Below are 25,225 nucleotides of genomic sequence, written 5' to 3'. Positions count from 1 at the left end.
GGATTATCCCTTCACTGCGCCTGCGGTCAGGTTGGACACGAGTTTGCGTTGAACGAGGATGAAGAACACCAGCGCGGGGATGGCGTAGATGACCGACGCCGCCATGATCCCGCCCCAGTCCACGGAAAACGCCGTCCGGAACGACGAAAGCCACACCGGCAGCGTCTGCTTGTTCTGGTCGCGCATGAACACGAACGCGAACAGGAACTCGTTCCACGCGGTGATGAAGCTGAACACCGACGTGGTCACCAGTCCCGGTGCGAGCAGCGGCAGCGTCACCCGGCGGAAGGCGCCCGCCCGGCTGCAGCCGTCGATCATCGCGGCCTCTTCGAGGTCGTACGGGATGCCGTTGACGAAGCCGTAGAGCATCCAGCACGTGAAGGGCAGCGTCGCCGCGAAGTACACCAGCAGGAGGGAAGGCAGCTGGTTGAGCAGCCCGGCGTCCCGCATCAGCAGGTACATCGGGATCAGCAGCGCCTCGAACGGGGCGAGCTGAGCGATCAGCACCAGCATCAGGAAACCCTTGCGTCCGCGGAATCGCATCCGGGACAAGGGAACCGCGGCCAGCACGCCCGCGACGAGCGAGCACAGCACCGCGCCGATCGTGACGATCAGGCTGTTGGCGAGGTACGTGGTGAAACCGGGCTTCGTCAGCGCCGTGACGAAGTTGTCGAACGTCACCGAGAGCGGGATCAGGTCGTAATTCGGCGACAGGACCTCGCCCGGCGTCTTGAGCGCGGACGTGACCATCCAGTACGTCGGGAAGACGAACAGGAACGCCACGAACACCCCGAACGTGCCGAGGCCGATCCGCTGTGCCAGGGACTTCTTCATGACAGGTCGGCCTCCTTCGTGCGCACCAGCAGCTGGACGTACCGGGCGGTGAGCAGGATCAGCACGAGCATCATCAGCAGGGCGGCGGTCGCCGCCAGGCCGAAGTGGTTACCCGCCAGACCCTTGAGGTACATGTAGACCGGCAGCGTCGTGCTGGAGCCGTCCGGCCCGCCCTGGCGGATCGTCCACACCTGGGCGAACAACTTGAAGTCCCACAGGACCGACAGGAACGTGACCATGGTCAGGATCGGCCGGATCGCCGGCCAGCTGACCGCCCAGAACGCCTGCCAGCCGCTCGCGCCGTCGATGCCCGCGGCCTCGTACTGCTCCTTGGGGACGCCGAGGAGCCCGGCGTAGAGCGTGAACGCCACGAACGGCACGGCCTGCCAGACGACCAGCAGGCCGATCACGGTCAGCGTGCTCGGGCCGGTGGAGAACCAGGAATACCCGATGAACCCTTCGAAGCCGAGTTTCGCCAGCGTTTTGTTCAAGATCCCGTACTGCTGATCGAAGATCCACTGGAAGATCGTGGTCGTCGCGAGCACCGGGGTCGCCCACGCGAGGATCAGCGCGACCTGCAGGGTCACCCGGACCACCGGGTTGAGGTGCCGCATCAGCAGCGCCATGAACAGCGCGAGCAGCAGGGTGGCGATCACGACCGTGGCGGTGAACACCAGCGTGCGGACGGTGATCTCCCAGAATTCGGAGTCGGCCAGGATTTCGGAGAAGTTCTCGAACCCGATCCAGACCATCTCTCCGGAGACCAGCTCACGGAGGTCGAGCTTGCGGAAACTGATCCCGATCAGCTGCATCGTCGGCCAGCCCAGCAGGACCAGGATCGCGATCAACGCGGGAAGGATCAGCAGATACGGCGCCGTCCGTTCGCCGAGACGGAGGCGCCGATTGAATTTCGGCGGCTTGATGCGCGGCGAAGCCGGCGGGGTGGCCCCCGCCGGCGTCGTCACATCTTTGGTCGTGGTCATCCGCCGATGAGCTTGTCGAGCGCTGCGTTGGCGTCGGCGGTCGCCTGATCGAGCGATTTCGTTCCGGTCAGGTAAGCGGTCAGCATGTCCTTGATCGGGTTCTGACCGGACTCGACGTCACCCCACTTGGGGCTGGTCGGCACGGCGCGGCCGTTCTTGGACGCCTCGGCCATGACCTTGGTGAGCGGGTTCGCGTCGAGCGCGGACACGTCGGTCGAGGTACCGGGGACGTAACCGGCCTTGGCCAGCTCGGTCTGGTACTTCGGGGTGGAGAACAGCTTGACGTAGTCCTTGGCCGCGGCCGCGTTCTTGCTGTTGGCCGGGATGACCAGGTTCGAACCGCCGAGGAAGACCGGGGCCGACTTGTCGGCGGCCTTGCCGGGGATCGGGAACGCGCCCGACTTCTCCTTGATCGTCGGGTCGGTCTTGGCCGCGGTGTCGGCCTCACCCGGGACACCGATCATCATCGCGACCTTGCCCGCGCCGTAGATACCGGCCTGCTGCGGGGTGGCCTCGTCGGCGTCCTTCGGCGCCTTGGTGCCCGAAGCGTCGGTGAGCTGCTTGTAGAACTCGAGCCCGGCCTTGGCCTGCGGGGAGTCCAGGGTCGCCTTGAAGGACTTCCCGTTGGCCTGCGCGATGTCGCCGCCCTCGTCCCAGATGAACGACAGCAGCTCGTACCAGTTCTGGCCCGGCTGGTAGAGGGCCTGGAACTCGGGGTCGCTGCCGAACTTGGCCTTGAGCTTGGTGATCGCGTCGAGCCACTCCGCGCGGGTCTTGGGCGTCGCGGTGATGCCCGCCTGCTCGAACATGTCCTTGCGGTAGATGACCTCACGGTTGGCCGCGTAGAACGGGACGCCGTAGGTCTTGCCGTCGTACTCGCCCGAAGCCTTGAGGCCCTGGAGCCACTGGGCGCCGTTGAAGTCGCCGACGCTCGAGGTGAGGTCGGCGAGCACGCCCTGGTTCGCGAACGCGGGGGTCTGGGTGTTGCCCAGCTCGATCACGTCCGGCGGGTTGTCACTGGCCAGCGCGGTGGTCAGCTTCTGCTGGATGCCGTTCCACTGCTGGATCTCGTACTTGACCTTGACGCCAGGGTGCGCGTCTTCGAATTCCTTGTGGAGCGGGTTCGTCAATGCTTCCGGGGCGGTCCCGGTCATGAGCCAGACCGTGAGCGCGCCGTTCGAGGCCGGAGCACTCGAATTCGTGCTGTCGCCACTGCCGGATCCGGCGCAGCCCGCCGTCGCGAGGGTGATGGCCGCGGCGCCCGCAGTCATCTTGAGCCAGCGCTTCACTCGTGCCGTCCTTTCGATGCCCGGCCACTGTGCCGGGCTCCCACAAAATGGTGTAGACCAATGCGGGCAGCGTGGTACGTACCACTCCGACTGTCAAGCAGGTGGCCGGTTCGTTGTAAACGAGCCGCAATCTTTCACCTTGAGTGAGCGAATAATCACGCTGCAGGACGGATTTCGCCGCCATCGTCAGTTGCTCGCGAGGCGGGCTGACATGCGGTTTTTCGCTGACTGTTCCGGTGAACGGTGCATTCGGCGGGAGCCTGTTGCGCCGTTCGGAGGAGGGCGGTCTCGCGTTCGCCTAGCGGTAGTCCTCGTCGTCCACGGGAGGCTCGATTCCGAGGAGTGCGCGAGTCTGATCTTGCTGGAACCACGCCAGCGTGGCGGAGACGATCAGCAGAATCAGGGGGAGGACCGGGTCGCCGTTGGTGAGGACGAACAGCTCGGTGACGCTCGCGCCCACCATGACGCCCGCCAGCAGCAATGCCGCGGGCCCGCCGAGGCGGGGGACGAGCAGTCCGATCGCGCCGACGACCTCGAGGACCCCGGTAACGTACCGGAGCCACTGCCCGAGCCCGATCTCGGCGAAGGTCTGTTCGGTGTGCCCGCCCGCGAACAGCAGGTACCCGCTGTAGAGGAACTCGGCGGCGAGCGCGACGCGCACGACCCACAGCACGATCGAGCCGATGGGCAGGCTTCGGGTACCGCTGGCTCCTTCGGACATGCCGGGGATCTTTCTCCTGCCCGTGAGGACAGGCAAGGTCGCCTTTAGAGGACTACTTGCGAGAGTTGGCGCTTCTCAGTACCGGCGCCCCGGTCGCGCCCTCGCTGTGACTGGTGGGGCTACCGGCGAGTGTTCCAAGTCCGTGAAGGACTCCTTGAGGGACCCAGAGTCCCCTAAGGAGTCCTTCACGGACTGCGGTCCCTGCCAAGACTGGCCCGCTGACAGAACAGGGCACCTGTCACTTTTGTTCACCGAGAAGTATTTGTTCGAGCAACAGGTCGACGTCGCGGGCGGACTCGGCTTCGCCTATCCGATGGAAGGTTTCGGCGGCGCGGAGCGCGCGGCGGGCGGCTTCCCGGACGAGGCCGGCGGCGCTGAGCACGTGCGCGGCGACGTGGTCGAGCTGCGCGAAGAGATGTTCCCTCGCGGGCGCGGTTTCGGTTTTCACCGCGTGCACGGCGGTTTCCGCGGCGTCGAGCGCGGTCAGCGCCGCGTCGAGGTCGCCGGAGCGCAGCCGGGAAAGTGTCGCGGCGTTACGGCAGGTGGCGGCCACGTAGCCGCCGCCGATCGCCAGTGCCGCGTCGGCGGCCCGCGCGTAGAAGTCGGCGGCGTTCGCGCCGTAGCCGAGCAGGTCCAGTTGTTCGGCGGCGGCCATGCTCACCGAGATGTAGGAGTGCCCGGTGTCGCCCGATCCCTCGAGGATCTCGGCGAGGACGGCGTATTCGTTGAAGGCGCGCGAAGATTCGCCGAGCGCGCGGTAGGTGTCGGCGTACATCCACCGGCAGCGGTGGCCCCAGTCCGGCAGCCCGCCGAGCAGTTCGATGGTGCGGGGCGCGACGTCGAGCACCTCGTCGTAGCGGCCGGCGCCGTGCAGCGCGGTGACGAGGACATACCACTGTTCCGCGGTGTCCTTGCCTCTCGACGCGGCGACACCGAGGGACGCGTAGGCGTCGTCGACGGCTTCGGCGAAACGGCCGGTGCCGATCAGGGACAGCGCCCGAAGCTGGCGGAGGTGCCCGCGCAACCGTTCCGGGCCACCGACGGGAAGCGTCGACAGCAGGTTCTCCACGAAGACGTCCAGTTCGTCGAGCGATCCGGTGCGCTCGTAGGCGATCCGGACCTGTTCGACGGCTTCGACGGCTTTCTCGCCGACGTTTCCGACGATGAAGGCGTCCGTCGCCGCCTGTGCGAGTTCCAGTGTGGTCACCGGATCTTTGCCGTCGCCGTTCCGCAGCGACGCCTCCAGGCACAGAAGAGTGCCGTGGAGCAAGGGATCGCCCGCCTCGCGGGCACGTTCGGCCCCACGTCGCAAGGCCTCGTACGCTTCGGGCGCCCGGCCCTGTCCGGAAAGCACGTGCCCCAGCCAGTACTCGCCCCAGCAGGCGGCGTGATCGTCGGTGCCTGCGCGCAACCGTGCGGCGGCCACCGTCGTCAGCGCCACCCCGGTCTCGGCCTGATCGTCGAAGACCAGCCACAGGCCGAGCCAGCACTGGTTGAGCAGGAACCGGGTTTCGTCGCCGTGCCGCCGGAACCCGGCGGCCGCGTGGCGCAGCCTTTCCTCGGTGACGTCGTCCTGGAGGAAGATCGCGCGCAGTTCGGCCAGCCGCGGGGCGATCTCGTCCCCGACGGTGCCGATCGCGGCGAGACAGGCTCGCGCCTCCTCCGGTTCGGACCGGTGATTGTGGATTTCGGCCCGGATGACGAGTTCCTCCGCCGACAGGCCCGGCGGCGGCAGGATCGGCACCCGGGGGAGCGCGGAAGGCAGAAGCGGCACGAACTCCGCGACCGGCTTCGCGGTCATCTTCCGCTCGACGTGCTCGATGAAGTAGTCGGTGTGGTCCTCTTCGTCGAGTTCCTCGGCCTCGACGAACGCCGCCGCCCGCATCCGCCGATGCAGCTGGCGCAGGGAAAGGCCGTCGTACGGGCCGTTGAGAACGAACGGGATCTCGCCGTATCCGGTTTCGACCAACCGGCGGGTGAGCAAGGCGGCCGAAGCGAAGAACTCCAGTCTGCCGATGGCGTCCGCGTGGTCACCGACACCGTCCAAAAGCGACAGAAGATCGAAACCGGTGTGCTCGTTGCCGGTGAGCGCGCAGAATTCCAGCCGCAGGGCGTGGTCGCCGTACCGGCGCGGGGCACCGGTCGAGGCCCTGGTCACCCATCGGTAGGTCGACGCGGCCTCGGCGTACTTACCCTCCGCCGCCAGCGGCACCAGGGTCCGGCAGAGCCGGGTGATCTCGGCCCCGCCGGAGTCGGAGCCGCCCGGGTCCGCGCGGCGTGGTTCCACTTCCATGGTCCTGCCCCCAGAACATGACGTCGACGCTGGATCCTAACGCCCGGAGTTCCGTCATGGCCCTGCTTTCGGGTGGTTCAGGGGACGCGTACGGCGGCGATTTGGGTCGCTTGCCCGATCAATCTGTTCTTTTCGTCCCAAAGCTCCGCGACCTCGTCCATCCGGTCGCCGCCGACCGCGCCCGCCCGCATCCGCACCCGGACCGGGCCCGGCGCCGGGATCCCGCGCAGGTACGCGGTGAACTGGACGGTCGGCGCCCAGCCCGCGATGCCGAGGTCGTAGGAGATCGGCGGCACCGGGTCGAGCGCCACGAGCAGGCTCACCGGATCCCAGTCGGTGCCGTCGGCGAGCCGCAACCAGGACGAGATGACGCCTTTCCGCGACGGTTGTCCCACCGCGAACCCCGCCGTAGCCGGGTCGATCCGCTGCTCGACGACGTCCATCAGGCCGATGCGGAACCCGCCGCCACCGTCGGCGGGTACGGGCAGGCAGTCCTGCTCCGCCGGGATCTCGACCGGGTCCACTCCGGACCACCACGCGTCGCCGTCCGCCAGGACGCCCTGCGTGATCAGGGCCTCGGTGCAGGGCGTGCCGCGCTGGCTCAGCCGCGCGCGCAACTGGGTGAGGCCGCGGCCTTCGCGCAGCACCTCGACCTCGACGACCACGGGGCCGGGCTCCGGGGCCACCGAGAACGAGCCGCTGATCGCGGTCAGATGCGGATGCGAGGAGATTTCGGCGGCCGCCTTGGCGAGGACGGCGAGCAGGTAGCCGCCGTGCATTTTCGCCCCGATCGTCCACTGTGCGTCGAGTTCGGTGTCGAATACCGGGTCGTTGCCCCGGCGGACCAGTGCGGTCGCGGTCTGGAAGTGCGCCATGAGGCAAGCTGACATCGTCAAGTTGACGGTGTCAAGTCGATACTGGCAGCATCACGGCATGGGCGCGAAGCGGACGAAGGCGCGGCCGGGTGAAGGGGAGAAGCTACGGGGCGAGATCCTGCTCGCCGCCGACACCCTGCTCGGGGAGACGGGCACCGACGAGGCGCTGACCCTGCGTGCTGTCGCGCGGCGGACCGGCGTCTCCACGCCGTCGGTCTACTCGCACTTCCCGAGCCGCGAGGCCTTGCTGGAGGCGGTCTGCCTGCGCGTGTGGGACGAACTCGCGCACCGGATGCGTGATCGCGCCGCCGAGGTCGCCGACCCGATGCGCGCGCTCAGCCGCTGCGCGCGGGTGTACGCTCGGTTCGCCCTGGATCATCCGGTGCAGTACCGCGTACTCCTGATGCGCCCGTCCAGTGGCTCGTCCCCCGGTGCGGTGGCCTGTTTCCGGCACCTCGCCGACGCGACCGCCGCCTGCGTGCGGGCAGGCATCCTGCGCGGCGAACCGGAAATCCTCGCGATGGGCCTCTGGTCGGCGATGCACGGCTGCGTGAGCCTGCTGATCGCCCAGCCGGGTTTCGACTGGCCGGAGGAGCCGGAGGCGCTGATCGACACCGTCATCCGGATGGCCGGGCTCGGCACGGCGCTCGCCTGCCGGGTCCCGCGAGACGCGATTCCGCCGAGTGTCGTAATGGCCGACGACTTGGACGCACTGGCGGCGGGCTGGACGACATCGCGCGATCGGGCTGGCTAGGCTCAGCGCATGTCCGAGACATCGACGGCCGACGAACGGCTCCAGGTGCTCGAGGCCATCACTGACACGGCGCTGGGTCACCTCGATGCGCACAAGGTGATCGCCACGATCCTCGCGCGCGTGCGGGACGTGCTCAAGGTCGACACGGCCACGGTGCTCCGGCACGATCCGGACGCGCAGCTGCTGCAGGCCATCGCCGCCTCCGGCATCGAGGAAGAGGTCTTCCAGGACGTCCGGATCGCCGTCGGCGCGGGTTTCGCCGGCCGGGTGGCCGCGGAACGGCGCCCGGTGATCCTCGACCACGTCGACGAGACCACCGTCGTCAACTCGCTGCTGCGGGAACGCGGCCTCCGGACGCTGCTCGGCGTGCCGATGGTGGCCGGGGACGACCTGATCGGCGTGCTGCACGTCGGATCGGTGACCCCGCGCGAATTCCCCGAGGCCGACGTCGAACTGCTGCGGCTGGTGGCCGCACGGCTCGCGCTGGCGGTGCAGATCGACCTCTCCGTCACCGACCGCGCCGCCGCGTCGGCTCTTCAGCGTGGCCTGTTGCCGGGACGCCTGCCCCCCGTCGCCGGTATGCAGTTCTCCGCGCGGTACGTGCCGGGAACCGAACCCGGGGTGGGCGGAGACTGGTACGACCTGTTCCCCCTGCCGGGTGACCGCCTCGGCATCGTGATGGGTGACGTCGCCGGGCACGGCCTCAACGCCGCCGTGATCATGGGGCGGCTGCGCAGCGCGCTTCGCGCTTACTCGCTCGAATCGGACGATCCGGCGGAGGTCCTGTCCAAATTGGACCGGAAGGTTCGGCATTTCGAGCCGGGCGCGCTGGCCACCGTCATGTACGGGCTGGTGCCCGCATCGCGGGACAGCGTGGCGATTTCGCTGTCCGGACACCTACCTCCGGTGCTCGCGGTGCCCGGTCACCCGTCGGTGTTCGTCGACGTCCCGGTCGACCCGCCCATCGGTGTCTCCGGGCCGCCGCGGCGAAGTACCGTGGTCGGCCTGCCACCCGGCGCCGTGCTCGCCTTCTACACCGACGGTCTCGTGGAACGCCGGGATCACCTGATCGACGTCGGCTTGCGGAGGCTCGCCGACGTGGTCACCCCCGACGATCCAGGAGTGGTGTGCGCGCGGGCGATGGCGGCGCTCGTCGGCACGACACCCGCGCAGGACGACATCGCCCTCCTCGTGGCCCGGCGCGAACCGAACTGAGTCACCGGACCGGGTGGTTGGCGCGGACGTTCACGGCCGCGAGTTCGACGGTCCTTGCGATCCGGCGCTCCCGGGTTTCCGGCCTCTTCGCCGTCAGAATCCACTCCAGGATCAGCCTTTTCGACGACGGCGGGAACTTCTCGAAGTGGCCGTGAGCCGTCTCGTCGGCGTCGAGGCGGGCGCGCAGGTCACCGGGGACACCTTCACCGTCGGGCACGACCTGCCAGCGGCCCTTCTCCTTGGCAAGGTCGATCATCGCCTGCCCCCGCTCGGTCATCAGTCCCTCGGCGACCAGGCGGGCCGCCCGCTCACGGTTGACCCGGCTCCACGAACTCCGGGGGCCGCGCGGGGTGAACCGCAGCCGGGAACTGGTGGCGTCGTTCTTGCGGTGCAGCCCGTCGATCCAGCCGAAGCACAGGGCCTGCTCCATCGCCTCCTCGATGCGAACGCTGGGAGTGTTGCTGCCCTTGTGCTGGATGATCAGCCAGACCTCCTTCTCGGTACCGGCGTTTTCAGCGAGCCACGCGCGCCACTCGGCGGGGGTGGCGGCGGTGAAGGTGGCCTCGTCCATGACCGGGTTCCTTTCGTCGTACCGTCTGTGACCATCATCGGAAGCAAAGTGCTCATCAAGTGAGCACTTCTCGAAAAGAGGTGGCCTGAGATGGAGATCTGGGTGAACCCGGCATGCGCCAAATGCCGTTCGGCGGTGTCGATGCTGGACGAGGCAGGCGCCGAGTACACCGTGCGGAAGTACCTCGAGGCGCCGCCGACGGCGAAGGAACTGAAGGCCGTCCTCAAGCGGCTCGGGCTCGAGCCGTGGGACATCACCCGCACCGCCGAGGCGATCGCGAAGGAACTCGGGCTGAAGACCTGGGGACGCACGCCCGCCGAGCGCGACCGGTGGATCGAGGCGCTCGTGACGCATCCGAAGCTGATCCAGCGGCCGATCATCACCGCGGACGACGGTACGACCGTTGTCGCGAGGACTCCGGAGGCCGTCCGGTCGGTGCTGCCCGGCTGATCCTCGTGAGTGGTAGGGACGGTTAGTCGAGAGGTAAGGCACAGGTGTCGTGTTCGAGCGCGGTGCCGGTGACCGGTCCCGTTGCGGACCGCGACCCACACGGTCCCGCACGAGGAGTCCCTGTGACCACCAGATCCAGAGGGGGTGTGTGGAAACAGGGACACCCCCTATTTCCACACACCCCTCACCTTGACGGCACCGCCACCCGTGACCCCGGAACCGGTCACGCCAGCTTGCGGAAGAACTCCCGGATGTCGCCGACCAGCAGATCCGGCGCGTCCTGCGTCGCCCAGTGACCGCCGCGGTCGAATTCCTGCCAGGAAACGATGTTCGCGTGGTCGCGCTCGGCGAAGCGCCGCAGCGGCCGGAAGTCGTAGGCGAAACTGGCCAGCCCGGTCGGCGCGGTCGTCGGCTCGGCGGGGTGCTCGGTGTGTTTGTCCTCGTAGTAGAACCGGGCCGCCGAGGCCGCGGTGTTGGTGAGCCAGTACAGCGTGGCGTTGGTGAGCACGTGGTCGTCGCTCGTGCCCGCCAGCAGTTGCGCGCTCCAGGCGAGCTGCCCGGTCGGCGAGTCGGCCAGCGCGTGCGCGAGGTTCTGCGGCGCGCTCTCCTGGAGTTTCGCATAGCCGGACATGTCGTCGTTGAAGGTCTGCAGGAACTGCAGGTACTCCAGTTCCTTCTCGGTCATGCCCTCGAACTCCGCCGGGTCGCCGCTGGGGAACGAGAACAGCTGCGTGACGTGCACGCCGAGCACGTGTTCCGCGTCGACGCGGCCGATCTCGGGGGCGACGAACGAACCGGCGTCGTTCCCGTGCGTGCCGTAGCGCTCGTAACCCAGCCGACGCATCAGCTCGGCCCATGCCCGGGCGGTGCGGTACCGGTTCCAGCCCTTCTCGCGGGTGGCACCCGAGAAACCGAACCCGGGCAGTGACGGGATCACCACGTGGAAGGCGTCCGCCGGGTCCCCGCCGTTCGCCCGCGGATCGGTCAGCTGATCGATCAGGCCGAGGTACTCGAAGACCGAGTTCGGCCAGCCGTGCGTGAGGATCAGCGGCGTCGCGTCCGGCTCCGGTGAGCGGACGTGCAGGAAATGGATGTTCTGCCCGTCGATCTCCGTCGTGAACTGCGGGTACTCGTTGAGCTTCGCCTCCCACTCGCGCCAGTCGTAGCCGTCGCGCCAGTACGCGACCAGGCGCTGCACGTACTCCAGGGGCACGCCGTACTCCCAGCCCGGCGTGACCGGTCCGCGCTGTACCCCGTCGGTCACCTGGTCGGCGGGCAGTTCGTTCGCCCAGCGGACCCGCGCGAGGCGGTCGGCCAGGTCGTCCAGTTCGGCCTGTGGGACGTCGATGCGGAAGGGCTTGATCTCGCTGTTTTCGTTCATGAGACCAAGGTAGAGTGCCATTAGGAACATTACGTTCCTAATGGAGGAGCAGTCTTAAGCTCATGTTGGAGAAAAGCGTGTTGGAGACCTCGGCAAGACTGCTCCGTCTGCTCTCCCTGCTGCAGACACCCCGTGACTGGACCGGCGCCGAACTGGCCGGACGCCTGGAAGTGAGCGCGCGGACGATCCGCAACGACGTCGAGCGGCTGCGCGCGCTCGGCTACCCGGTGAACGCGACCCGCGGTTCCGTCGGCGGCTACCGCCTCGGCGCGGGCGCCGACCTGCCGCCGTTGCTGCTGGACGACGAGGAGGCCGTCGCCGTCGCGATCGGCCTGCGCACCGCGGCGGGCGGCACCATCGCGGGCGTCGAGGAGACGTCGTTGCGCGCACTCGCGAAGCTGGAGCAGGTGCTCCCGTCGCGGTTACGGCGCCGCGTGAACGCCCTGCAGGCGTACACGATCCCGGTGCCCCGCGACGAGCCCGGCCCGCGCGTCGACGCCGGGACGCTGACCGTGCTGACCGCCGCCTGCCGGGATCGCGAGGTGCTGCGGTTCGGCTACCTGGCCCACGACGGGGCGGAGACCGTCCGGAAGGCCGAACCGTACCGCCTGGTGAACTGGGGGCGTCGCTGGTACCTGGTCGCCTGGGACCTCGACCGCGGCGATTGGCGCACCTTCCGCGTCGACAGGCTGACCCCGCGCGTCCCGACCGGCCCGCGCTTCACCGCGCGTGACCTGCCCGAGGACGTCACGGACCGGGTGCGGCGCGGCGTCTCGTCCGCCGCGTGGCGGTACCGAGCCGACGTCACCGTGCACGCGCCCGCCGACGAGGTGACCGCGCGGGTCAACCCGGCCGTCGGCACGGTGGAGGCCGTCGACGCGAGCACGTGCGTGCTGCACACCGGCGCCGACAGCATCGAGACCCTGGCTGTCCACTTAGGACTGCTCGGCTACCGCTTCACGGTCACCGAACCCCCGCAATTAGTCGACTACTTGCGAGAGTTGGCGGACCGGTACCGCGACGCCATCGGCTAGCGCCGGACGTCACGCGTGCTTGGGCGGCGATCTCACGTGATTGGACGGAGATCACGCGTGATTGGACGGAGATCACGCGTGATTGGACGGAGATCACGCGTGATCAGTGGGTGAAAGTGGTCAGGAACCGGTCCCGGAAAGCGTTCATCCGCCAGCTCGGCGCGTTCCGGTCCGGGTTCAGGCCCTCCTGCCAGTTCCACCCGGCGATCTTGTCGAGCACGGCCTTGTCCCGCGTGACGACGGTGATCGGGACGTCGCGATCGGCGCCTTCACCCGCGACGATCGGATGCGGCTGGTGGTCGCCCAAGAACACCAGTACGAGATCGTCGTCCCCGTATGTCTCGACGTACGAGATCAGCGCGTTCAGCGAGTAGGCGATCGAGTCGCCGTACGCGCCGCGCACCTTGGCCGGGTCGGTGAAGATCTCGTCGGGCGTTTTCCCTTGCGAGGGCATGGGGTTGTACACCGAACCATCGCCGACGGCGGTCCAGTCGACCAGGCGGGGGAGCGGCGTCCACGGCCAGTGACTGGTGACGAGGTCGATTTCCGCCATCAGCGGCGGGCGGTCCGGCTTTCGGCTTTCCAGTGCGCGTTCGGCGCGTTGGAAAGCCGAAAGCGTGAACTGGTCCGGCATCGTGGCGTAGGAGAACGGCGGGCCGTGGTATCCGATCCCGCGCGAGTCGTAGTAGCGGTCGTAGCCGTAGACCTTGCCCTCCGGCCAGTCCTCGGTGTGCGCCGGGACGACGCCGACGGTCTCCCAGCCCGCCCGTTCGAACGCGCCACCGAGGGTGAACCGGTCGGTCTTCACGAAGTCGTCGTAGCGGTGCTGACTGTCGATCCAGACACCGGACTGGAACGTCGAATGCGCCAGCCAGCTGCCCGCGCTCGTCGTCGGCGACGTCAGGAACGCGCTGCGCGAGCCGTATCCGGCGTTCTTCAGCCGCGCTGTCCCGGCGTCGAGAACCGCGTCGACCTTGGGCGCGATGTCGGAGTCCTGGACGGCCACCCGCCCGTAGCTCTCGATGAAGGTGAACAGGACGTCCTTTCCGCGTAACGCGCTCAGTAGTTCGGACGGCGGAGTGTCACGAAAGGCGTCGACGGCGACTTCCTCGGCGAAGGCCTCCCGGTCCCGGATGCCGGCTCGCACCTGCCGGAGGTCGTCATAGGCGAAGGCGACCGCGCTGCGCGACGCGAGCGGCTGTCCCGGAGCGAGTTGCACGCCGAACACCGCGCACACGATCCAGCTCACGCTGAGCACGGCGACCACCCGGGTCGACGTGGTGCGGTGCCCGGCCGCCACCCGGCTCAACCGCAGGACGGCCAGCGCCATCAGCACGATCACGGCCACGGCCAGCAGCGCCAGCCCGAGGAACGCCGCGATCGCGCCGGACCGGCCGATGGACGTGCCGAGCAGGTCGACGCCGTTGCCGAGCACACCCCAGTCGAACACCGGGTCGAACCGCCGGTTCAGCGCGAGCCCGAAGCCGATGTCGATGGCCTTGACGACGGTCAGGAGCCCGAGGAACGCGCCGGCCGACACCGCGACGGTCCGCTGGGCGCCGTCGCGCAGCATGAGCACGACAGCCACCCCGAGCAGCGCCTCCACCGGCAGCCGCACGAAGGCTTCCGGCGCCAGCCTGTCGAGGTCGTTCGGCGCGAGCAGGGCGAACAGCACGAGGACGGCCGAGAGCGTGGTCACCGCACTGGTCGCGACCTCGCCCAGCGCCGTCCGGTCGCCCGGCAGGCCCACCAGGGCGGGGCGCGGGAAAACGGACAACTCAGGTTCCTTCCTGGCGACGGCTTCAACTCGTTACACGGATGGCGGGCCGGACCGGTTCAGCCGGTAATCTGCGCCGGTGAGTGACAAGATCTGGGCCGCCCTCGAGGCGACACCCCTCGAAGAGGTGCGACGGCGCGCCGCGGTGGTCGACGCGATCACCGAGATCACGCCCGTCGCGGTGGACGGTGCGGAGCGGTTCGCCTGGAACGACGGCGGCGGGCAGTCGGCCGTCTGGTATTTCACGCCGGACAAGCGCGCCCTGTTGCTGACCTTCGACCACGAGTCGGCGTTGAACCTGTACGCCGAGGAGGACTACTCGGTGCAGGAGGCGCTCTATGGCGGCGTCCCCGGAGACCTCGTCGGACTGGTGCGCGACCGCCCCGAAAACTACGAGTCCCTGAACATCGTCGATGTGGAGACGGGAGCGACGATCCTCTACGCCGGTGGCGTGTTCTGGTTCGACGGTGAGCGGTGGTGGCAGGCCGAGGGCTTCCTCGACCACTGCCGCCGGGAAGGCCTGGACCCGCTGAGCGAGTCGGGATTCACCTACTGCCTCGGCGCCTACCGGTTCGGCGAGGAGTTCACCCCCGAGGCGATCGTCGAAGACCGGGCAGCCGACGGGCACTACGAAGACGACGCGGAACGGCAGGCCGAGCTGACCGAGTTTCAGAAGATCTTCTCCCGGCTCGGCTGACGTGACCACTCAGCGGACGATCTTGGCGCCGCTGTGGCACCGTTTCAGGAATGAGCCTGCGCCTGGGTCCCCTGCTGAGACACGTCGACGAGACATCGGCGACGGTGTGGGTCGAGACCGACACCGCGAGTGAGGTCGAAGTCCTCGGCACCACCGCGAGAACGTTCGAGATCCGCGGCCACCACTACGCCCTGCTGGTGCTCACCGGGCTCGAACCCGGCACCAGCGCCGAGTACGAGGTGCGCGTGGACGGCGAAAAGGTGTGGCCGGAGGCGGGATCGGAGTTCCCGCCCAGCCGCATCCGGACGCTGCCCGAGAACGAGTCCCGGTTCCGGCTCGTGTTCGGCTCCTGCCGCAAACCGCACGACGGCGACTCCTTCGGCCCGGACGCGCTGGCCGCGTACGCCCGCCGGATGGCGGACGGCGAGGAAACCGAGTGGCCGCAGGCGTTGCTGATGCTCGGCGACCAGGTCTACGCCGACGAGACCACCGATGAAACGCAGGAATGGCTGAAGCAGCGTCGTGACACCTCGAAGCCGCCGGGTACGGAGGTGACGGACTTCGAGGAGTACACCCACCTCTACCTCGAGGCCTGGGGTGAACCGTCGATCCGCTGGCTGCTGTCCACCGTGCCCACGTCGATGATCTTCGACGACCACGACGTCCGCGACGACTGGAACACCTCCCACACCTGGCGGGAGCAGATGCGCGCGCAGCCGTGGTGGCAGGAGCGGCTGCGCGGCGCGATCATGTCGTACTGGGCCTATCAGCACCTCGGGAACCTCGGCCCCGCCGAACTCGCCGAGGACGAGACCTTCCAGAAGGCCATCACCTCCGGTGAGGACAACGCCAACCTGCTCGTCGCGTTCGCCGACGAGGCCGACAACGAACGCGACGGCACCAAGGGCGCGCGGTGGAGTTACCGCCGCGACTTCGGCCAGGTGCGGTTGCTGGTCATCGACAGCAGGGCGGGCCGGATCCTGGCGGGCGGCACCCGGTCCATGGTGGACGACGACGAGTTCGACTGGATCGAGGACAACGCCGCGAACGACGAAGACCCCTGCGACCACCTGCTCATCGGGTCCTCGCTGCCCTGGCTGCTGCCGCCGGTGATCTCCCACCTGCAGTCGCTCAACGAGCAGGCCTGCGGCCGCCCCGGATGGCGCGGCCGTCTCGCGGAGAAGATCCGGCAGGCTTGCGACCTCGAACACTGGGCGGCGTTCCGCGCGTCGTTCGACCGGCTCGCCGCGATGATCGCGCGCGAGGGACGGCGGGAAGACCCGCCCGCCACCATCGCGGTGCTCTCCGGCGACGTCCACCACGCCTACATCGCCGAGGCGCGTTACCCCGAGCCGGTGACATCGGCGGTCTACCAGCTCACCTGCTCGCCGGTGCACAACGCGATGCCGCGACCGCTCCGGCTGGCCTTCGCCGCCACCTGGTCGGCCCGGCTGGCGTCCCTCGCGCGCCGATGGGCGGCGCGCGGCGGTGTCGAACCGCTTCCGGTCGACTGGCAGAAGACGTCGGGGCCGCATTTCTCCAACGTGATCGCCACGGTCGAGACCACCGGCCGGACCGCCGTCACGGTGATCGAACAGGCCACCGGCGACGGGCTGGTGGAGGTGGCGCGGCAGAGGCTGGCTTGAGCCGGTTCCGCGCTCGGTAATATCGCCGCGTGACCACCTCTGCCGAAACACTCGAGTTCCAGTCGGAGGCACGTCAGCTGCTTCAGCTGATGATCCACTCGATCTACTCGAACAAGGACACCTTCCTGCGGGAACTGGTGTCCAACGCCTCCGACGCACTGGACAAACTCCGCCTCGAAGCGTTCCGCGACAAGGAACTCCAGGCGGATACCGACGATCTCCACATCGAGATCGACACTGACACCGAAAACCGCACCCTGACCGTACGGGACAACGGAATCGGGATGAGCCGGGACGACGTCGTCGCGTTGATCGGCACGATCGCGAAATCCGGTACCGCCGAGTTCCTGAAGAAGTTGAAGGAAACGAAGGACTCCGCGGCCTCGCAGGATCTGATCGGCCAATTCGGCATCGGGTTCTACGCCAGCTTCATGGTGGCCGACAAGGTCACGCTGCTGACGCGCCACGCGGGATCGGACGAGGGCGTCCGGTGGGAGTCCGAGGGCGAAGGCACGTACACCATCGAGACGGTCCCGGACCTGCCGCAGGGCACGTCGGTCGTCCTGCACCTCAAGCCCGAGGACACCGAAGACCAGCTCTTCGACTACACCTCGGCAACGAAGATCAAGCAGATCGTCAAGAAGTACTCGGACTTCATCACCTGGCCCATCCGGATGACCGAAGGCGAAGAGGTCGTCACGGTCAACTCGATGAAGGCGCTGTGGGCCCGTTCCTCCAGCGATGTCACCGAGGACGAGTACAACGAGTTCTACAAGCACGTCGCGCACGACTGGAACGACCCGCTGGAGACGATCCGGCTCCAGGCCGAGGGCACCTTCGAGTACCAGGCGCTGCTGTTCCTGCCAGGACAAGCGCCGCTCGACCTGTTCATGCGGGAGCGCAAGCGTGGCGTCCAGCTGTACGTGAAGCGCGTCTTCATCATGGACGACTGCGAAGCGCTGATGCCGGAGTACCTGCGCTTCGTCAAGGGTGTCGTCGACGCGCAGGACCTCTCGCTCAACGTTTCGCGCGAAATCCTGCAGCAGGACCGGCAGATCCAGCTGATCCGCCGTCGCCTGGTCAAGAAGGTCCTCTCGACGGTCAAGACCCTGATGGCGGACGAGAACCCGGACAAGTACGAGACGTTCTGGAAGGAGTTCGGCCGCGCGGTCAAGGAAGGCCTGCTGGACGACTTCGAGAACCGCACCGCGATCCTCGACATCTGCTCCTTCGCGTCGACCAACGACGTAGACGGCACCGGGAAGCTCACGTCGCTGCGCGAGTACGTCGAACGGATGAAGGACGGCCAGGAGCACATCTACTACCTGACCGGCGAGTCGCGGCAGAGCATCGAGAACTCCCCGCATCTGGAAGCGTTCCAGGCCAAGGGTTACGAGGTGCTCGTGCTCACCGACCCGATCGACGAGATGTGGGTCGACGCCGTCTCCGGGTACGAGGAGAAGCAGTTCCAGTCGGTCGCGAAGGGCGAGGTCGAACTCGACGAGACCAGCGACGAGCAGAAGGAAGAGTTCTCCGGGCTGCTGACCTGGCTGACGACTTCGCTCGCGGAACAGGTCAAGGAGGTCCGGCTCTCGACGCGGCTGACGACGTCTCCCGCCTGCATCGTCGGTGACACGAACGACGTCACCCCGACGCTGGAGAAGATGTATCGCGCGATGGGGCAGGAAATGCCGCAGATCAAGCGGATCCTGGAACTCAACCCCGGCCACCCGCTGGTGTCCGGGCTGCGGTCTTCGTTCGCCGAGAACGGCGAGTCCGAGGGCCTGGCGGAGACCGCGGAACTGCTCTACGGCATGGCTCTGCTGGCCGAGGGCGGGGAACTGGGCGACCCCGCCCGCTTCACGAAGCTCCTCGCGAGCCGCCTCGAAAAGACCCTGTAGCGGGAGCTGAAGGGGACTTTCCCGCTCCATCCATGCCCCCGCCACCACCCTCAACGCGCCCAGCCCTGATTCAACGCCACGAAGGGGCCTTCACCGCATCGCATGCGGTGAAGGCCCCTTCAGCTCCCCTAGGGCCGGGTCCGCCAGAGCACCAGGATGAAGTACGGCGTCCCGACCATGGCGATGACCAGGCCGGCGGGGATCTGGGCCGGCGCGATGACCGTCCGTCCGAGGGTGTCCGCGACGCTCACCAGAAGTGCCCCGAGCGTCGCCGCCACCGGGATGACCCGGCCGTGCCGTCCGCCGACCAGCGACCGCGCCAGATGCGGCGCGACCAGCCCGACGAAGACGACCACGCCGATCGCGGACACCGCGGTGGCCGCCAGGATCCCGGAAGCTCCCAGGATCACCAGCCGCGACCGTTCGATGCGCATCCCGAGCACTCGCGGCGTGTCCTCGTCGAGGGCGTGCAGGTCCAGTTCGCGATGCTTGATCCACAGCAGCGGCGTCAGCGCGATCAGGGACAGCGCCACCGGCGCGACCTGTTCCAGCGTGCGCCCGTAGGTCGAGCCCGAAAGCCAGGTCAGCGCCTTGGCCGAGTTCCACGGGTCGGAGACCACGATCAGCAGCGTGATCAGCGCCATCCCGGCCGACCAGACCGCGATACCGATGATCACCAGCCGGTCCGAATCCAGCCCCGACCGCCACGCCAGCCCGTAGACCAGCAGGAACACCACGGTGGCACCGGCACCGGCGGCACCGGCGATCGCCCAGGCGCCGACCGTCGGGACGATGGTGATCAGCGTGATCGCCCCGAGTCCGGCGCCCGCGGTGATGCCCAGCAGTCCGGGTTCGGCGAGCGGGTTGCGGCTGACCGATTGGATCCCGCAGCCGGACACCGCCAGCGCGGCACCGGCGAGCAGCGCGGCGAGTACGCGCGGAAGCCGTTGGTCCAGCACGAAGGTGAGCGCGGTCCCGGTGTCGCCGGTGACCCAGTTCATCAGGTCGCCGAGCAGCACCATCCGGTCACCGAACATCATGCCCACCACGGGGATCACGGCGAGCAGCACCACCAGCGCGCCGGAGATCAGCACGAGCCGCCGCTTCGATCCGGCGAGCCCGACCCGCCCGGCCGGAGCCTGCCGTCGTGAGCCACTGCCGCGGCCGCGCCGGGCCAGCCACACCATCACGACGGCGCCGATGATCGTGGTCACCACACCGGTCGGCACCCGCACCGCCGCGGCCGAGCCCATGATCGCCCGCAGGACGACGTCGGCGCCGAGCACCGTCACCACGCCGACCAACCCGGACACCGGCAGCAGCACACGATGCTTCGCGATCGGCAGCAGCAGCTTCGTGATCACCGGCGCGCTCAGCCCGACGAACCCGACCGGTCCGGCGACGGTCACGGCCGCCGCCGTCAGCGCGACGGTCAGCACGATCGCGCCGACCCGCGTCCGGCGGACCCGCAGACCGAGCACGGTCGCGTTGTCGTCACCGAGGGCGAGGACGTCGAGTTTGCCGCCCATCGCGATCAGCGCCACGACGGCGATCACCACGATCGGCGTCATCTGGCCGGTCGCCCGCAGGTCGGACACCGTCAGGGAGCCGCTGCCCCAGGCGAACAGGCCGGACGTCTCCTGCTCGAACATGAGCAGCAGCAGGATGGTCACCGACTGGAGCGCCAGCAGCACCGCGGAACCGACGAGCACCAGCCGCGGACTCGCCGAACCGCCGCCCGCCAGGCCGAGCACGATGATGGCCGCGGCGAGCCCGCCCGCGAACGCCGCCCCGCCGACCGGTACGAGCGGCAGCGAAAGACCGAACGCCGAAATGGCCACCACGGCGAAATGCGCGCCCGCGTTGACCGCGAGCGTGTCGGGTGAGGCGAGCGGGTTCCGCGCCACGGACTGCATGCCAGCGCCCGCGACACCGAGCGCGACGCCGAGCAGCAGCGCGGCGAGCAACCGGGGAACGCGCGAACCCTCGAGTACCGCAAGGGTTTGCGCGTCCCCCTGGCCGAAGATCGCCTGCACCACGTCCAGTGGTCCGGACGTCGACGTGCCCTGGGTCAGGTGGATGCCGGCGAGGACGACGATCAGCGTGACCAGCCCGGCCGACACCACCGCGGTGCGCACTGCTTGCGGCGCCCGCACTTCCGTCGGCATCAGGCGGTGATGGCCTTCACGATCTGGCCGGCGGTCAGGATGATCGACTTCGGGCCGCCGAAGGTCCACGTTCCGGACTCCAGTTTGTGGATCTTCTTCGACACCACGAACGGCAACCGCTGGTAGACGGCGTTCTGCGCGAGTCCGGTGGTGAAGACGTCCTCTTCGGACGCGCTGTAGAACAGCACGGTCTTCGGGTCGGTGATCGCGGTCAGGCCCTCGACGTCGGTCTGGCCGAGGCCCCACTGCGGGTCGACCTGACCGGTCCAGACGTTCTTCAGGCCGACGGCCTCGGCGGTGTCGGAGACCAGCGAACCCTTGCCGAACGGGCGGATACTGACGGTGCTGCCCTCGAGGTAGGCGTCGGCCATCAGGAACGGGGTGCCCGCGGCGCCCTTGGCCTCGACGGCCTTCTTGCCTTCGGCGAGCTTGGCGTCCATTTCGGACAGTTGCTTGTCCGCCTCGGCCTCCTTGCCGACCGTCTTCGCGATCAGCCTGAAGTCCTCACGCAGGCGGTCGAAGTTCCGGCTCGCGTCGCTGGCCTTGGTGACCACGACCGGCACGTACTTCTCGATCTGCGGCACCAGCGGCGAGTCGCGCTCCTCGGCGATGATGACGACGTCGGGGTTCAGCCCGACGATCGCGTCGACGCTGGGCTCGTTGCGCTTGCCGACGTCCTTGACCTCGGCGGTCAGCGGGACGGCCTTGTCCCAGACGTGGTAGCCCGCGACGTCCGCCGCGCCGACCGGCATGACACCGAGCGAAGCGACCATCTCGGCCTCGCCCCACTCCAGCGCGACGACGCGCTTCGCGGGGGCCTTGAGGGTGACGGCCTTGCCGCGCGCGTCGGTCACCGTGACCGGACCGCTCGGGGCGGCGGACTCACTCGGCGCCGCGGCGGTGTTCTCGGAGGTGCCGCAGGCGGACAGCAGCAGCGCCGCCGTCGCGACGAGGGCGGCAGGGGTCAGCAAACGCATGGTTCTTCCTGGTTTCTCAGGCGGGCCTGGGCGAATGCCGCCCGAGTGGCCTGCAGTGGATCGCGCCCGTCACCGGGTCGTTCGCGACGTGGACGGTGACGCCGTAGGCCTGGGAGAGATGCTCGGTGGTGAGCACCCGCCCGATGTCACCCGTGGCCACGATGGTTCCCTCGCTCAGCAGCACGACCTCGTCGGCGATGATCGCCGCGTGGTCGAGGTCGTGCAGCACCACGCCGACCGCGACGCCTTCGTTGGCCAGATCGCGGACGACGTCGAGGATCTCGACCTGGTAGCGCAGGTCGAGATGGTTGGTGGGCTCGTCGAGCAGCAGCACGGAGGTCTGTTGGGCGAGGCAGGACGCGAGCCAGGCACGCTGGAGTTCGCCGCCGGAGAGTTCGTCGACACCGCGTTCGGCCATCGGCGTCACACCGGTCAGATCCATCGCGCGGCGGATCGCGGCGGCGCCGTCGACGTCGACCCCGCGCCAGCCCGCGCGATACGGGTAGCGGCCGTAGGAGACGACGTCGCGCACGGAGACCCCGCTCGGCGTGGGCCGATGCTGGGTCAGCAACGTGACCTGGCGAGCGAACTCCTTGCCGGACAACGCGCTCCCGCCCCAGACGGTGCGGTCGCCGAGGCGGACGCTGCCCTCGCGGGGTTTGTGCAGCCGCGCCAGCGAACGCAGGAGCGTCGACTTGCCGGAGCCGTTCGGACCGACCAGCGCGGTCACCATGCCCGCGCGCAGCGACAGGGAGACGCCGTCCACCACGGCCCGCTCTTGGTGCGCGAGCACCAGGTCATGGCCGGTGAGCAGCGCGTCTTCCGTAGACATGAGGGGAGCCTAACCTAATCAAGCGGTCAGGCCGATGTCGCAAGAGACACAGAGCGCGGGGTGGTTGTCCGGTCACCGAAGGTTCCGAGTCCGTGAAGGACTCCTTGAGGGACCCAGAGTCCCTCAAGGAGTCCTTCACGGACCGCGGGGCCCGTCCCGGCTGGACTTCGCCGTCCTGCTCAGCCGAGGGCCGCGTCCCGCCTGCGCTTGGCCAGCCGCTTCCCGACGATCCCGTGCCTCGGCCCGAACAGGTACACGAGGGTGAATCCGGCGCCCTGCACCAGCACGATCATCCCGCCGGACGCGGTGTCGAGGTGGTAGCTCAGGTACAGCCCGATCACTCCGGCGAGCACCGAGAACGACGGCGCGATCACGAGCATGCGGCCGAACCGGTCGGTCAGCAGATACGCCGTCGCGCCGGGGATGATCAGCATCGCCACCACCAGGATCACGCCGACCACCTGCAACGCCACCACCGAGGTCAGCGCGAGCAGCCCGAGCAGCGCGGCGCCGAGCAGCCGCGGGTTGAGCCCGATGGCGTGCGCGTGTGTGGGATCGAAGGCGTACAAGGTGAAATCGCGGCGTTTGAGCATCAGCAGGGCGAGGGTGATCGCGCCGAGGACGCCGATCTGGATCAGATCCGAGACGTCGACGCCGAGCAGGTTGCCGAAGATGATGTGGTTCAGGTCGGTCTGGCTCGGCGTCACCGAGATCAGCACGAGACCGAAGGCGAACAGGGTGGTGAACACGATGCCGATCGCGGCGTCCTCCTTGACACGGCTGGTGTCGCGGACGACGCCGATCAGGGCCACGGCGAGGAAACCGAACACGGCGGCGCCCAGCGCGAACGGCGCGCCGAGGATGTACGCGAGCACCACGCCGGGCAGCACCGCGTGTGAAACGGCGTCACCCATCAGCGACCAGCCGATCAGCACCAGCCAGCAGGAGAGCACCGCGCAGACCGTCGAAGCGACCACTGTGGACGCGAGCGCCCGCACCATGAAGTCGTAGGAGAGCGGTTCGAGGAAGAGGTCGTACAAACTCATGCCTACTCCTCGTAGCGGGTCGCTTTGCGCCGCATGAGCGGGCACTGTGTTGATGGTTCGCTCGCGAGCTCGCTCACGCGGGTTCTTCCTCCCGTTGCAGGACATCGAGGCCGAAGGCCAGCGCGAGATTCTCGGGCCGGAGCACTTCGCCGGGGGAGCCGTGCGCGAGCACCTGGCGCATCAGCAGGATCGCCTCGTCGGCGAGGCCGGGCAGCGCGTGCAGGTCGTGGGTGGAGATCAGGACGGCGGCGCCGTCGGCCGCGAGTTCCTTGAGCAGCCGGGTGATCGTGGCTTCGGAACGCTTGTCCACGCCGGCGAACGGCTCGTCGAGCAGCAGTACGCCCGCGCCTTGCGCGATGCCGCGCGCGACGAACGCGCGTTTGCGCTGCCCGCCGGACAACTGGCCGATCTGACGTCCGGCGAGTTCGGTCAGTTCGACCCGCTCCAGCGCCTGCCCGACGGCTTCATGGTCGGCGCGGCGCGGACGCCGGGTGAAACCGAGATGCCCGTAGCGGCCGGTCATCACGACGTCCCGCACGGACAGCGGGAACGACCAGTCGACGTCCTCGCTCTGCGGCACATAGCCGATCACGCCGGTCTTGCGGGCGCGGGCGGGCGTGCCGCCGTCGACCGTGACCGTGCCGGTGTCCGGCCGGACCATGCCCATGATCGTCTTGAACAGCGTCGATTTGCCGGAGCCGTTCATCCCGACCAGTCCGCAGACGCGGCCGTGTTCGAGCGTGACGTCGACACCGTCGAGGGCGAGGACGTCGCCGTAGTGGACGGTGACGTCCTCGACCCGGATCGCGGCGGTCACGGCTTCGACCCGGTGAGCGCGGCCACGATCGTCTTCGAGTCGTGGCGGATGAGGTCGAGGTAGGTCGGCACCGGCCCTTCGGGACCGGACAGGGAATCGACGTAGAGGACGCCGCCGAACGCGGCACCGGTGGCGGAGACGACCTGGCGCATCGGGGCGTCGGAGACGGTCGACTCGCAGAACACCGCGGGCACCTTGTTCTGCCGGACGAATTCGATGGCGCGGGTGATTTGCTGAGGCGTCGCCTGCTGTTCGGCGTTGACCGCCCAGATGTACTGCTCGGTGAGGCCGGTGTCGCGGGCCAGGTAGGAGAAGGCGCCTTCGCAGGTGACCAGCGCGCGTTCGTTCTTCGGCAGCCCGCTCAGCGCGCTGGTCATCTCGTCCTGGACGGCTCGCAGTTTCGCCTGGTAAGCGTCGCCGTTGGCCTTGAATGTGGCGGCGTCGCCGGGGGAGACCTCGTTGAACGCCTTCACCATGTTGTCCACGTAGATCCCGACGTTCTTCGGCGACATCCACGCGTGCGGGTTCGGCTTGCCCTGGTAGGAGTCCTCGGCGATGTCGATGGGCTGGACGCCGTCGCTGAGCACCTTGTGCGGCGCGTCGCTTTCCGAGACGAACCGGGCGAACCAGGCCTCCAGGTTCAGCCCGTTGTCGAGGATCAGGTCGGCCTTCGCGGCCTTCTTGATGTCGTCCGGAGTGGGTTCGTAGCCGTGGATCTCAGCGCCGGGTTTGGTGATCGACTCGACCCTGAGCTTGTCGCCCGCGATATTCGAGGCGATGTCCGCCAGCACCGTGAACGTGGTCAGCACCATCGGCCGCTTGTCGTCCGTGCCACCGCTCGTTCCGTTGCCCGCGCCGCCGCACGCGGACAAGACGAGCGCGGACATCGCCAGCGCGCAGACGGTCTTGAACGGATTCGCCATCCCGTGAGTCTAGAGTTCGGTGTGCCGAACTTCCAACTCTC

Annotated in this window: 22 protein-coding genes; 7 read left to right on the top strand and 15 right to left on the bottom strand. The window is 68.4% G+C overall.

Annotated elements, in window-relative coordinates; genetic code table 11:
• Nucleotides 1–3: 3 nt before the first annotated feature.
• From ACM6LU_RS24405 to ACM6LU_RS24380, 6 genes are all read right to left on the bottom strand, one after another.
• Nucleotides 4–834, bottom strand: a complete 831-nt coding sequence (locus ACM6LU_RS24405; RefSeq protein WP_414940076.1) for a carbohydrate ABC transporter permease — start codon at nucleotides 832–834, stop codon at nucleotides 4–6.
• Nucleotides 831–1,817: a carbohydrate ABC transporter permease gene (locus ACM6LU_RS24400; protein WP_414940075.1), complete on the bottom strand. Its 987-nt coding sequence runs from the start codon at nucleotides 1,815–1,817 to the stop codon at nucleotides 831–833. The genes ACM6LU_RS24405 and ACM6LU_RS24400 overlap by 4 nt, the downstream gene beginning before the upstream one ends.
• Nucleotides 1,814–3,106, bottom strand: a complete 1,293-nt coding sequence (locus ACM6LU_RS24395) for an extracellular solute-binding protein (protein ID WP_414940074.1) — start codon at nucleotides 3,104–3,106, stop codon at nucleotides 1,814–1,816. The genes ACM6LU_RS24400 and ACM6LU_RS24395 overlap by 4 nt, the downstream gene beginning before the upstream one ends.
• Nucleotides 3,107–3,404: 298 nt before the next feature.
• On the bottom strand, nucleotides 3,405–3,827 hold the full coding sequence (locus tag ACM6LU_RS24390) for a DoxX family protein (RefSeq protein WP_414940073.1): 423 nt from the start codon (nucleotides 3,825–3,827) through the stop codon (nucleotides 3,405–3,407).
• A 238-nt stretch (nucleotides 3,828–4,065) separates the two neighbouring features.
• Nucleotides 4,066–6,120: a hypothetical protein gene (locus ACM6LU_RS24385; protein ID WP_414940072.1), complete on the bottom strand. Its 2,055-nt coding sequence runs from the start codon at nucleotides 6,118–6,120 to the stop codon at nucleotides 4,066–4,068.
• A 77-nt stretch (nucleotides 6,121–6,197) separates the two neighbouring features.
• Nucleotides 6,198–6,995, bottom strand: a complete 798-nt coding sequence (locus ACM6LU_RS24380; RefSeq protein ID WP_414940071.1) for a thioesterase family protein — start codon at nucleotides 6,993–6,995, stop codon at nucleotides 6,198–6,200.
• A 58-nt stretch (nucleotides 6,996–7,053) separates the two neighbouring features.
• On the opposite strand from ACM6LU_RS24380, the gene ACM6LU_RS24375 reads away from it, so the two are divergent.
• A complete protein-coding gene (locus ACM6LU_RS24375) occupies nucleotides 7,054–7,749 on the top strand; it encodes a TetR/AcrR family transcriptional regulator (protein ID WP_414940070.1) in 696 nt (231 codons plus the stop codon).
• A 9-nt stretch (nucleotides 7,750–7,758) separates the two neighbouring features.
• Nucleotides 7,759–8,964 carry a PP2C family protein-serine/threonine phosphatase gene (locus tag ACM6LU_RS24370; RefSeq protein WP_414940069.1) on the top strand — a complete coding sequence of 402 codons (1,206 nt, stop codon included), beginning with the start codon at nucleotides 7,759–7,761 and terminating at the stop codon, nucleotides 8,962–8,964.
• Nucleotide 8,965: 1 nt separating this feature from the next.
• Here ACM6LU_RS24370 and ACM6LU_RS24365 read toward each other — a convergent pair whose 3' ends face one another.
• On the bottom strand, nucleotides 8,966–9,535 hold the full coding sequence (locus tag ACM6LU_RS24365; RefSeq protein WP_414940068.1) for a YdeI/OmpD-associated family protein: 570 nt from the start codon (nucleotides 9,533–9,535) through the stop codon (nucleotides 8,966–8,968).
• 90 nt (nucleotides 9,536–9,625) lie between these two features.
• On the opposite strand from ACM6LU_RS24365, the gene ACM6LU_RS24360 reads away from it, so the two are divergent.
• A complete protein-coding gene (locus tag ACM6LU_RS24360; RefSeq protein ID WP_414940067.1) occupies nucleotides 9,626–9,985 on the top strand; it encodes an arsenate reductase family protein in 360 nt (119 codons plus the stop codon).
• A 223-nt stretch (nucleotides 9,986–10,208) separates the two neighbouring features.
• Here the strand turns inward: ACM6LU_RS24360 and ACM6LU_RS24355 are convergent, their stop codons facing one another.
• Nucleotides 10,209–11,366 carry an epoxide hydrolase family protein gene (locus ACM6LU_RS24355; protein WP_414940066.1) on the bottom strand — a complete coding sequence of 386 codons (1,158 nt, stop codon included), beginning with the start codon at nucleotides 11,364–11,366 and terminating at the stop codon, nucleotides 10,209–10,211.
• A 77-nt stretch (nucleotides 11,367–11,443) separates the two neighbouring features.
• On the opposite strand from ACM6LU_RS24355, the gene ACM6LU_RS24350 reads away from it, so the two are divergent.
• Nucleotides 11,444–12,400 carry a helix-turn-helix transcriptional regulator gene (locus tag ACM6LU_RS24350; RefSeq protein ID WP_414940202.1) on the top strand — a complete coding sequence of 319 codons (957 nt, stop codon included), beginning with the start codon at nucleotides 11,444–11,446 and terminating at the stop codon, nucleotides 12,398–12,400.
• 103 nt (nucleotides 12,401–12,503) lie between these two features.
• Here ACM6LU_RS24350 and ACM6LU_RS24345 read toward each other — a convergent pair whose 3' ends face one another.
• A complete protein-coding gene (locus tag ACM6LU_RS24345) occupies nucleotides 12,504–14,177 on the bottom strand; it encodes a sulfatase (RefSeq protein WP_414940065.1) in 1,674 nt (557 codons plus the stop codon).
• A gap of 79 nt (nucleotides 14,178–14,256) precedes the next feature.
• Here ACM6LU_RS24345 and ACM6LU_RS24340 point away from each other — a divergent pair, with 79 nt between their 5' ends.
• The 3 genes from ACM6LU_RS24340 to htpG are packed head-to-tail and all read left to right on the top strand — an operon-like array spanning nucleotide 14,257 to nucleotide 18,421.
• Nucleotides 14,257–14,874 carry a hypothetical protein gene (locus ACM6LU_RS24340; protein WP_414940064.1) on the top strand — a complete coding sequence of 206 codons (618 nt, stop codon included), beginning with the start codon at nucleotides 14,257–14,259 and terminating at the stop codon, nucleotides 14,872–14,874.
• 50 nt (nucleotides 14,875–14,924) lie between these two features.
• The gene (locus ACM6LU_RS24335; RefSeq protein ID WP_414940063.1) at nucleotides 14,925–16,520 is read left to right on the top strand and encodes an alkaline phosphatase D family protein; all 1,596 of its coding nucleotides are present in this window, start codon (nucleotides 14,925–14,927) and stop codon (nucleotides 16,518–16,520) included.
• A gap of 29 nt (nucleotides 16,521–16,549) precedes the next feature.
• Nucleotides 16,550–18,421: a molecular chaperone HtpG gene (gene htpG / locus ACM6LU_RS24330; RefSeq protein WP_414940062.1), complete on the top strand. Its 1,872-nt coding sequence runs from the start codon at nucleotides 16,550–16,552 to the stop codon at nucleotides 18,419–18,421.
• Between the two features lie 128 nt (nucleotides 18,422–18,549).
• Here htpG and ACM6LU_RS24325 read toward each other — a convergent pair whose 3' ends face one another.
• From ACM6LU_RS24325 to ACM6LU_RS24300, 6 genes are all read right to left on the bottom strand, one after another.
• Nucleotides 18,550–20,589 (bottom strand): iron ABC transporter permease, encoded by a 2,040-nt coding sequence (locus tag ACM6LU_RS24325; protein WP_414940061.1) that lies wholly within the window; start codon nucleotides 20,587–20,589, stop codon nucleotides 18,550–18,552.
• Entirely contained in the window at nucleotides 20,589–21,566 is a 978-nt protein-coding gene (locus tag ACM6LU_RS24320) for an ABC transporter substrate-binding protein (RefSeq protein WP_414940060.1), read from the bottom strand. The genes ACM6LU_RS24325 and ACM6LU_RS24320 overlap by 1 nt, the downstream gene beginning before the upstream one ends.
• Before the next feature lie 16 nt (nucleotides 21,567–21,582).
• Nucleotides 21,583–22,398 (bottom strand): ABC transporter ATP-binding protein, encoded by an 816-nt coding sequence (locus ACM6LU_RS24315; RefSeq protein ID WP_414940058.1) that lies wholly within the window; start codon nucleotides 22,396–22,398, stop codon nucleotides 21,583–21,585.
• Between the two features lie 179 nt (nucleotides 22,399–22,577).
• Nucleotides 22,578–23,444: a metal ABC transporter permease gene (locus ACM6LU_RS24310; RefSeq protein ID WP_414940057.1), complete on the bottom strand. Its 867-nt coding sequence runs from the start codon at nucleotides 23,442–23,444 to the stop codon at nucleotides 22,578–22,580.
• A gap of 73 nt (nucleotides 23,445–23,517) precedes the next feature.
• Complete coding sequence (locus ACM6LU_RS24305) at nucleotides 23,518–24,261, bottom strand: metal ABC transporter ATP-binding protein (protein ID WP_414940056.1); 744 nt, start codon at nucleotides 24,259–24,261, stop codon at nucleotides 23,518–23,520.
• Nucleotides 24,258–25,184, bottom strand: coding sequence for a metal ABC transporter substrate-binding protein (locus tag ACM6LU_RS24300; RefSeq protein ID WP_414940055.1), 927 nt, complete (start codon nucleotides 25,182–25,184; stop codon nucleotides 24,258–24,260). Before ACM6LU_RS24300 ends, ACM6LU_RS24305 begins: the two co-directional genes overlap by 4 nt.
• Nucleotides 25,185–25,225: the final 41 nt, after the last annotated feature.

Source organism: Amycolatopsis sp. cmx-11-51, from assembly GCF_047608665.1.
Classification (GTDB): domain Bacteria; phylum Actinomycetota; class Actinomycetes; order Mycobacteriales; family Pseudonocardiaceae; genus Amycolatopsis.
Note: the sequence above shows the minus strand (reverse complement) of the source record. Positions and strands in the feature narration are given on the sequence as shown.

What these genes read in the sequence shown, in the direction of transcription:
- ACM6LU_RS24405 (WP_414940076.1), bottom strand. Translation starts at nt 834, where the DNA reads ATGAAGAAGTCCCTGGCACAGCGGATCGGCCTCGGCACGTTCGGGGTG.
- ACM6LU_RS24400 (WP_414940075.1), bottom strand. Translation starts at nt 1,817, where the DNA reads ATGACCACGACCAAAGATGTGACGACGCCGGCGGGGGCCACCCCGCCG.
- ACM6LU_RS24390 (WP_414940073.1), bottom strand. Translation starts at nt 3,827, where the DNA reads ATGTCCGAAGGAGCCAGCGGTACCCGAAGCCTGCCCATCGGCTCGATC.
- ACM6LU_RS24385 (WP_414940072.1), bottom strand. Translation starts at nt 6,120, where the DNA reads ATGGAAGTGGAACCACGCCGCGCGGACCCGGGCGGCTCCGACTCCGGC.
- ACM6LU_RS24380 (WP_414940071.1), bottom strand. Translation starts at nt 6,995, where the DNA reads ATGGCGCACTTCCAGACCGCGACCGCACTGGTCCGCCGGGGCAACGAC.
- ACM6LU_RS24375 (WP_414940070.1), top strand. Translation starts at nt 7,054, where the DNA reads ATGGGCGCGAAGCGGACGAAGGCGCGGCCGGGTGAAGGGGAGAAGCTA.
- ACM6LU_RS24370 (WP_414940069.1), top strand. Translation starts at nt 7,759, where the DNA reads ATGTCCGAGACATCGACGGCCGACGAACGGCTCCAGGTGCTCGAGGCC.
- ACM6LU_RS24365 (WP_414940068.1), bottom strand. Translation starts at nt 9,535, where the DNA reads ATGGACGAGGCCACCTTCACCGCCGCCACCCCCGCCGAGTGGCGCGCG.
- ACM6LU_RS24360 (WP_414940067.1), top strand. Translation starts at nt 9,626, where the DNA reads ATGGAGATCTGGGTGAACCCGGCATGCGCCAAATGCCGTTCGGCGGTG.
- ACM6LU_RS24355 (WP_414940066.1), bottom strand. Translation starts at nt 11,366, where the DNA reads ATGAACGAAAACAGCGAGATCAAGCCCTTCCGCATCGACGTCCCACAG.
- ACM6LU_RS24335 (WP_414940063.1), top strand. Translation starts at nt 14,925, where the DNA reads ATGAGCCTGCGCCTGGGTCCCCTGCTGAGACACGTCGACGAGACATCG.
- ACM6LU_RS24325 (WP_414940061.1), bottom strand. Translation starts at nt 20,589, where the DNA reads ATGCCGACGGAAGTGCGGGCGCCGCAAGCAGTGCGCACCGCGGTGGTG.
- ACM6LU_RS24320 (WP_414940060.1), bottom strand. Translation starts at nt 21,566, where the DNA reads ATGCGTTTGCTGACCCCTGCCGCCCTCGTCGCGACGGCGGCGCTGCTG.
- ACM6LU_RS24315 (WP_414940058.1), bottom strand. Translation starts at nt 22,398, where the DNA reads ATGTCTACGGAAGACGCGCTGCTCACCGGCCATGACCTGGTGCTCGCG.
- ACM6LU_RS24310 (WP_414940057.1), bottom strand. Translation starts at nt 23,444, where the DNA reads ATGAGTTTGTACGACCTCTTCCTCGAACCGCTCTCCTACGACTTCATG.
- ACM6LU_RS24300 (WP_414940055.1), bottom strand. Translation starts at nt 25,184, where the DNA reads ATGGCGAATCCGTTCAAGACCGTCTGCGCGCTGGCGATGTCCGCGCTC.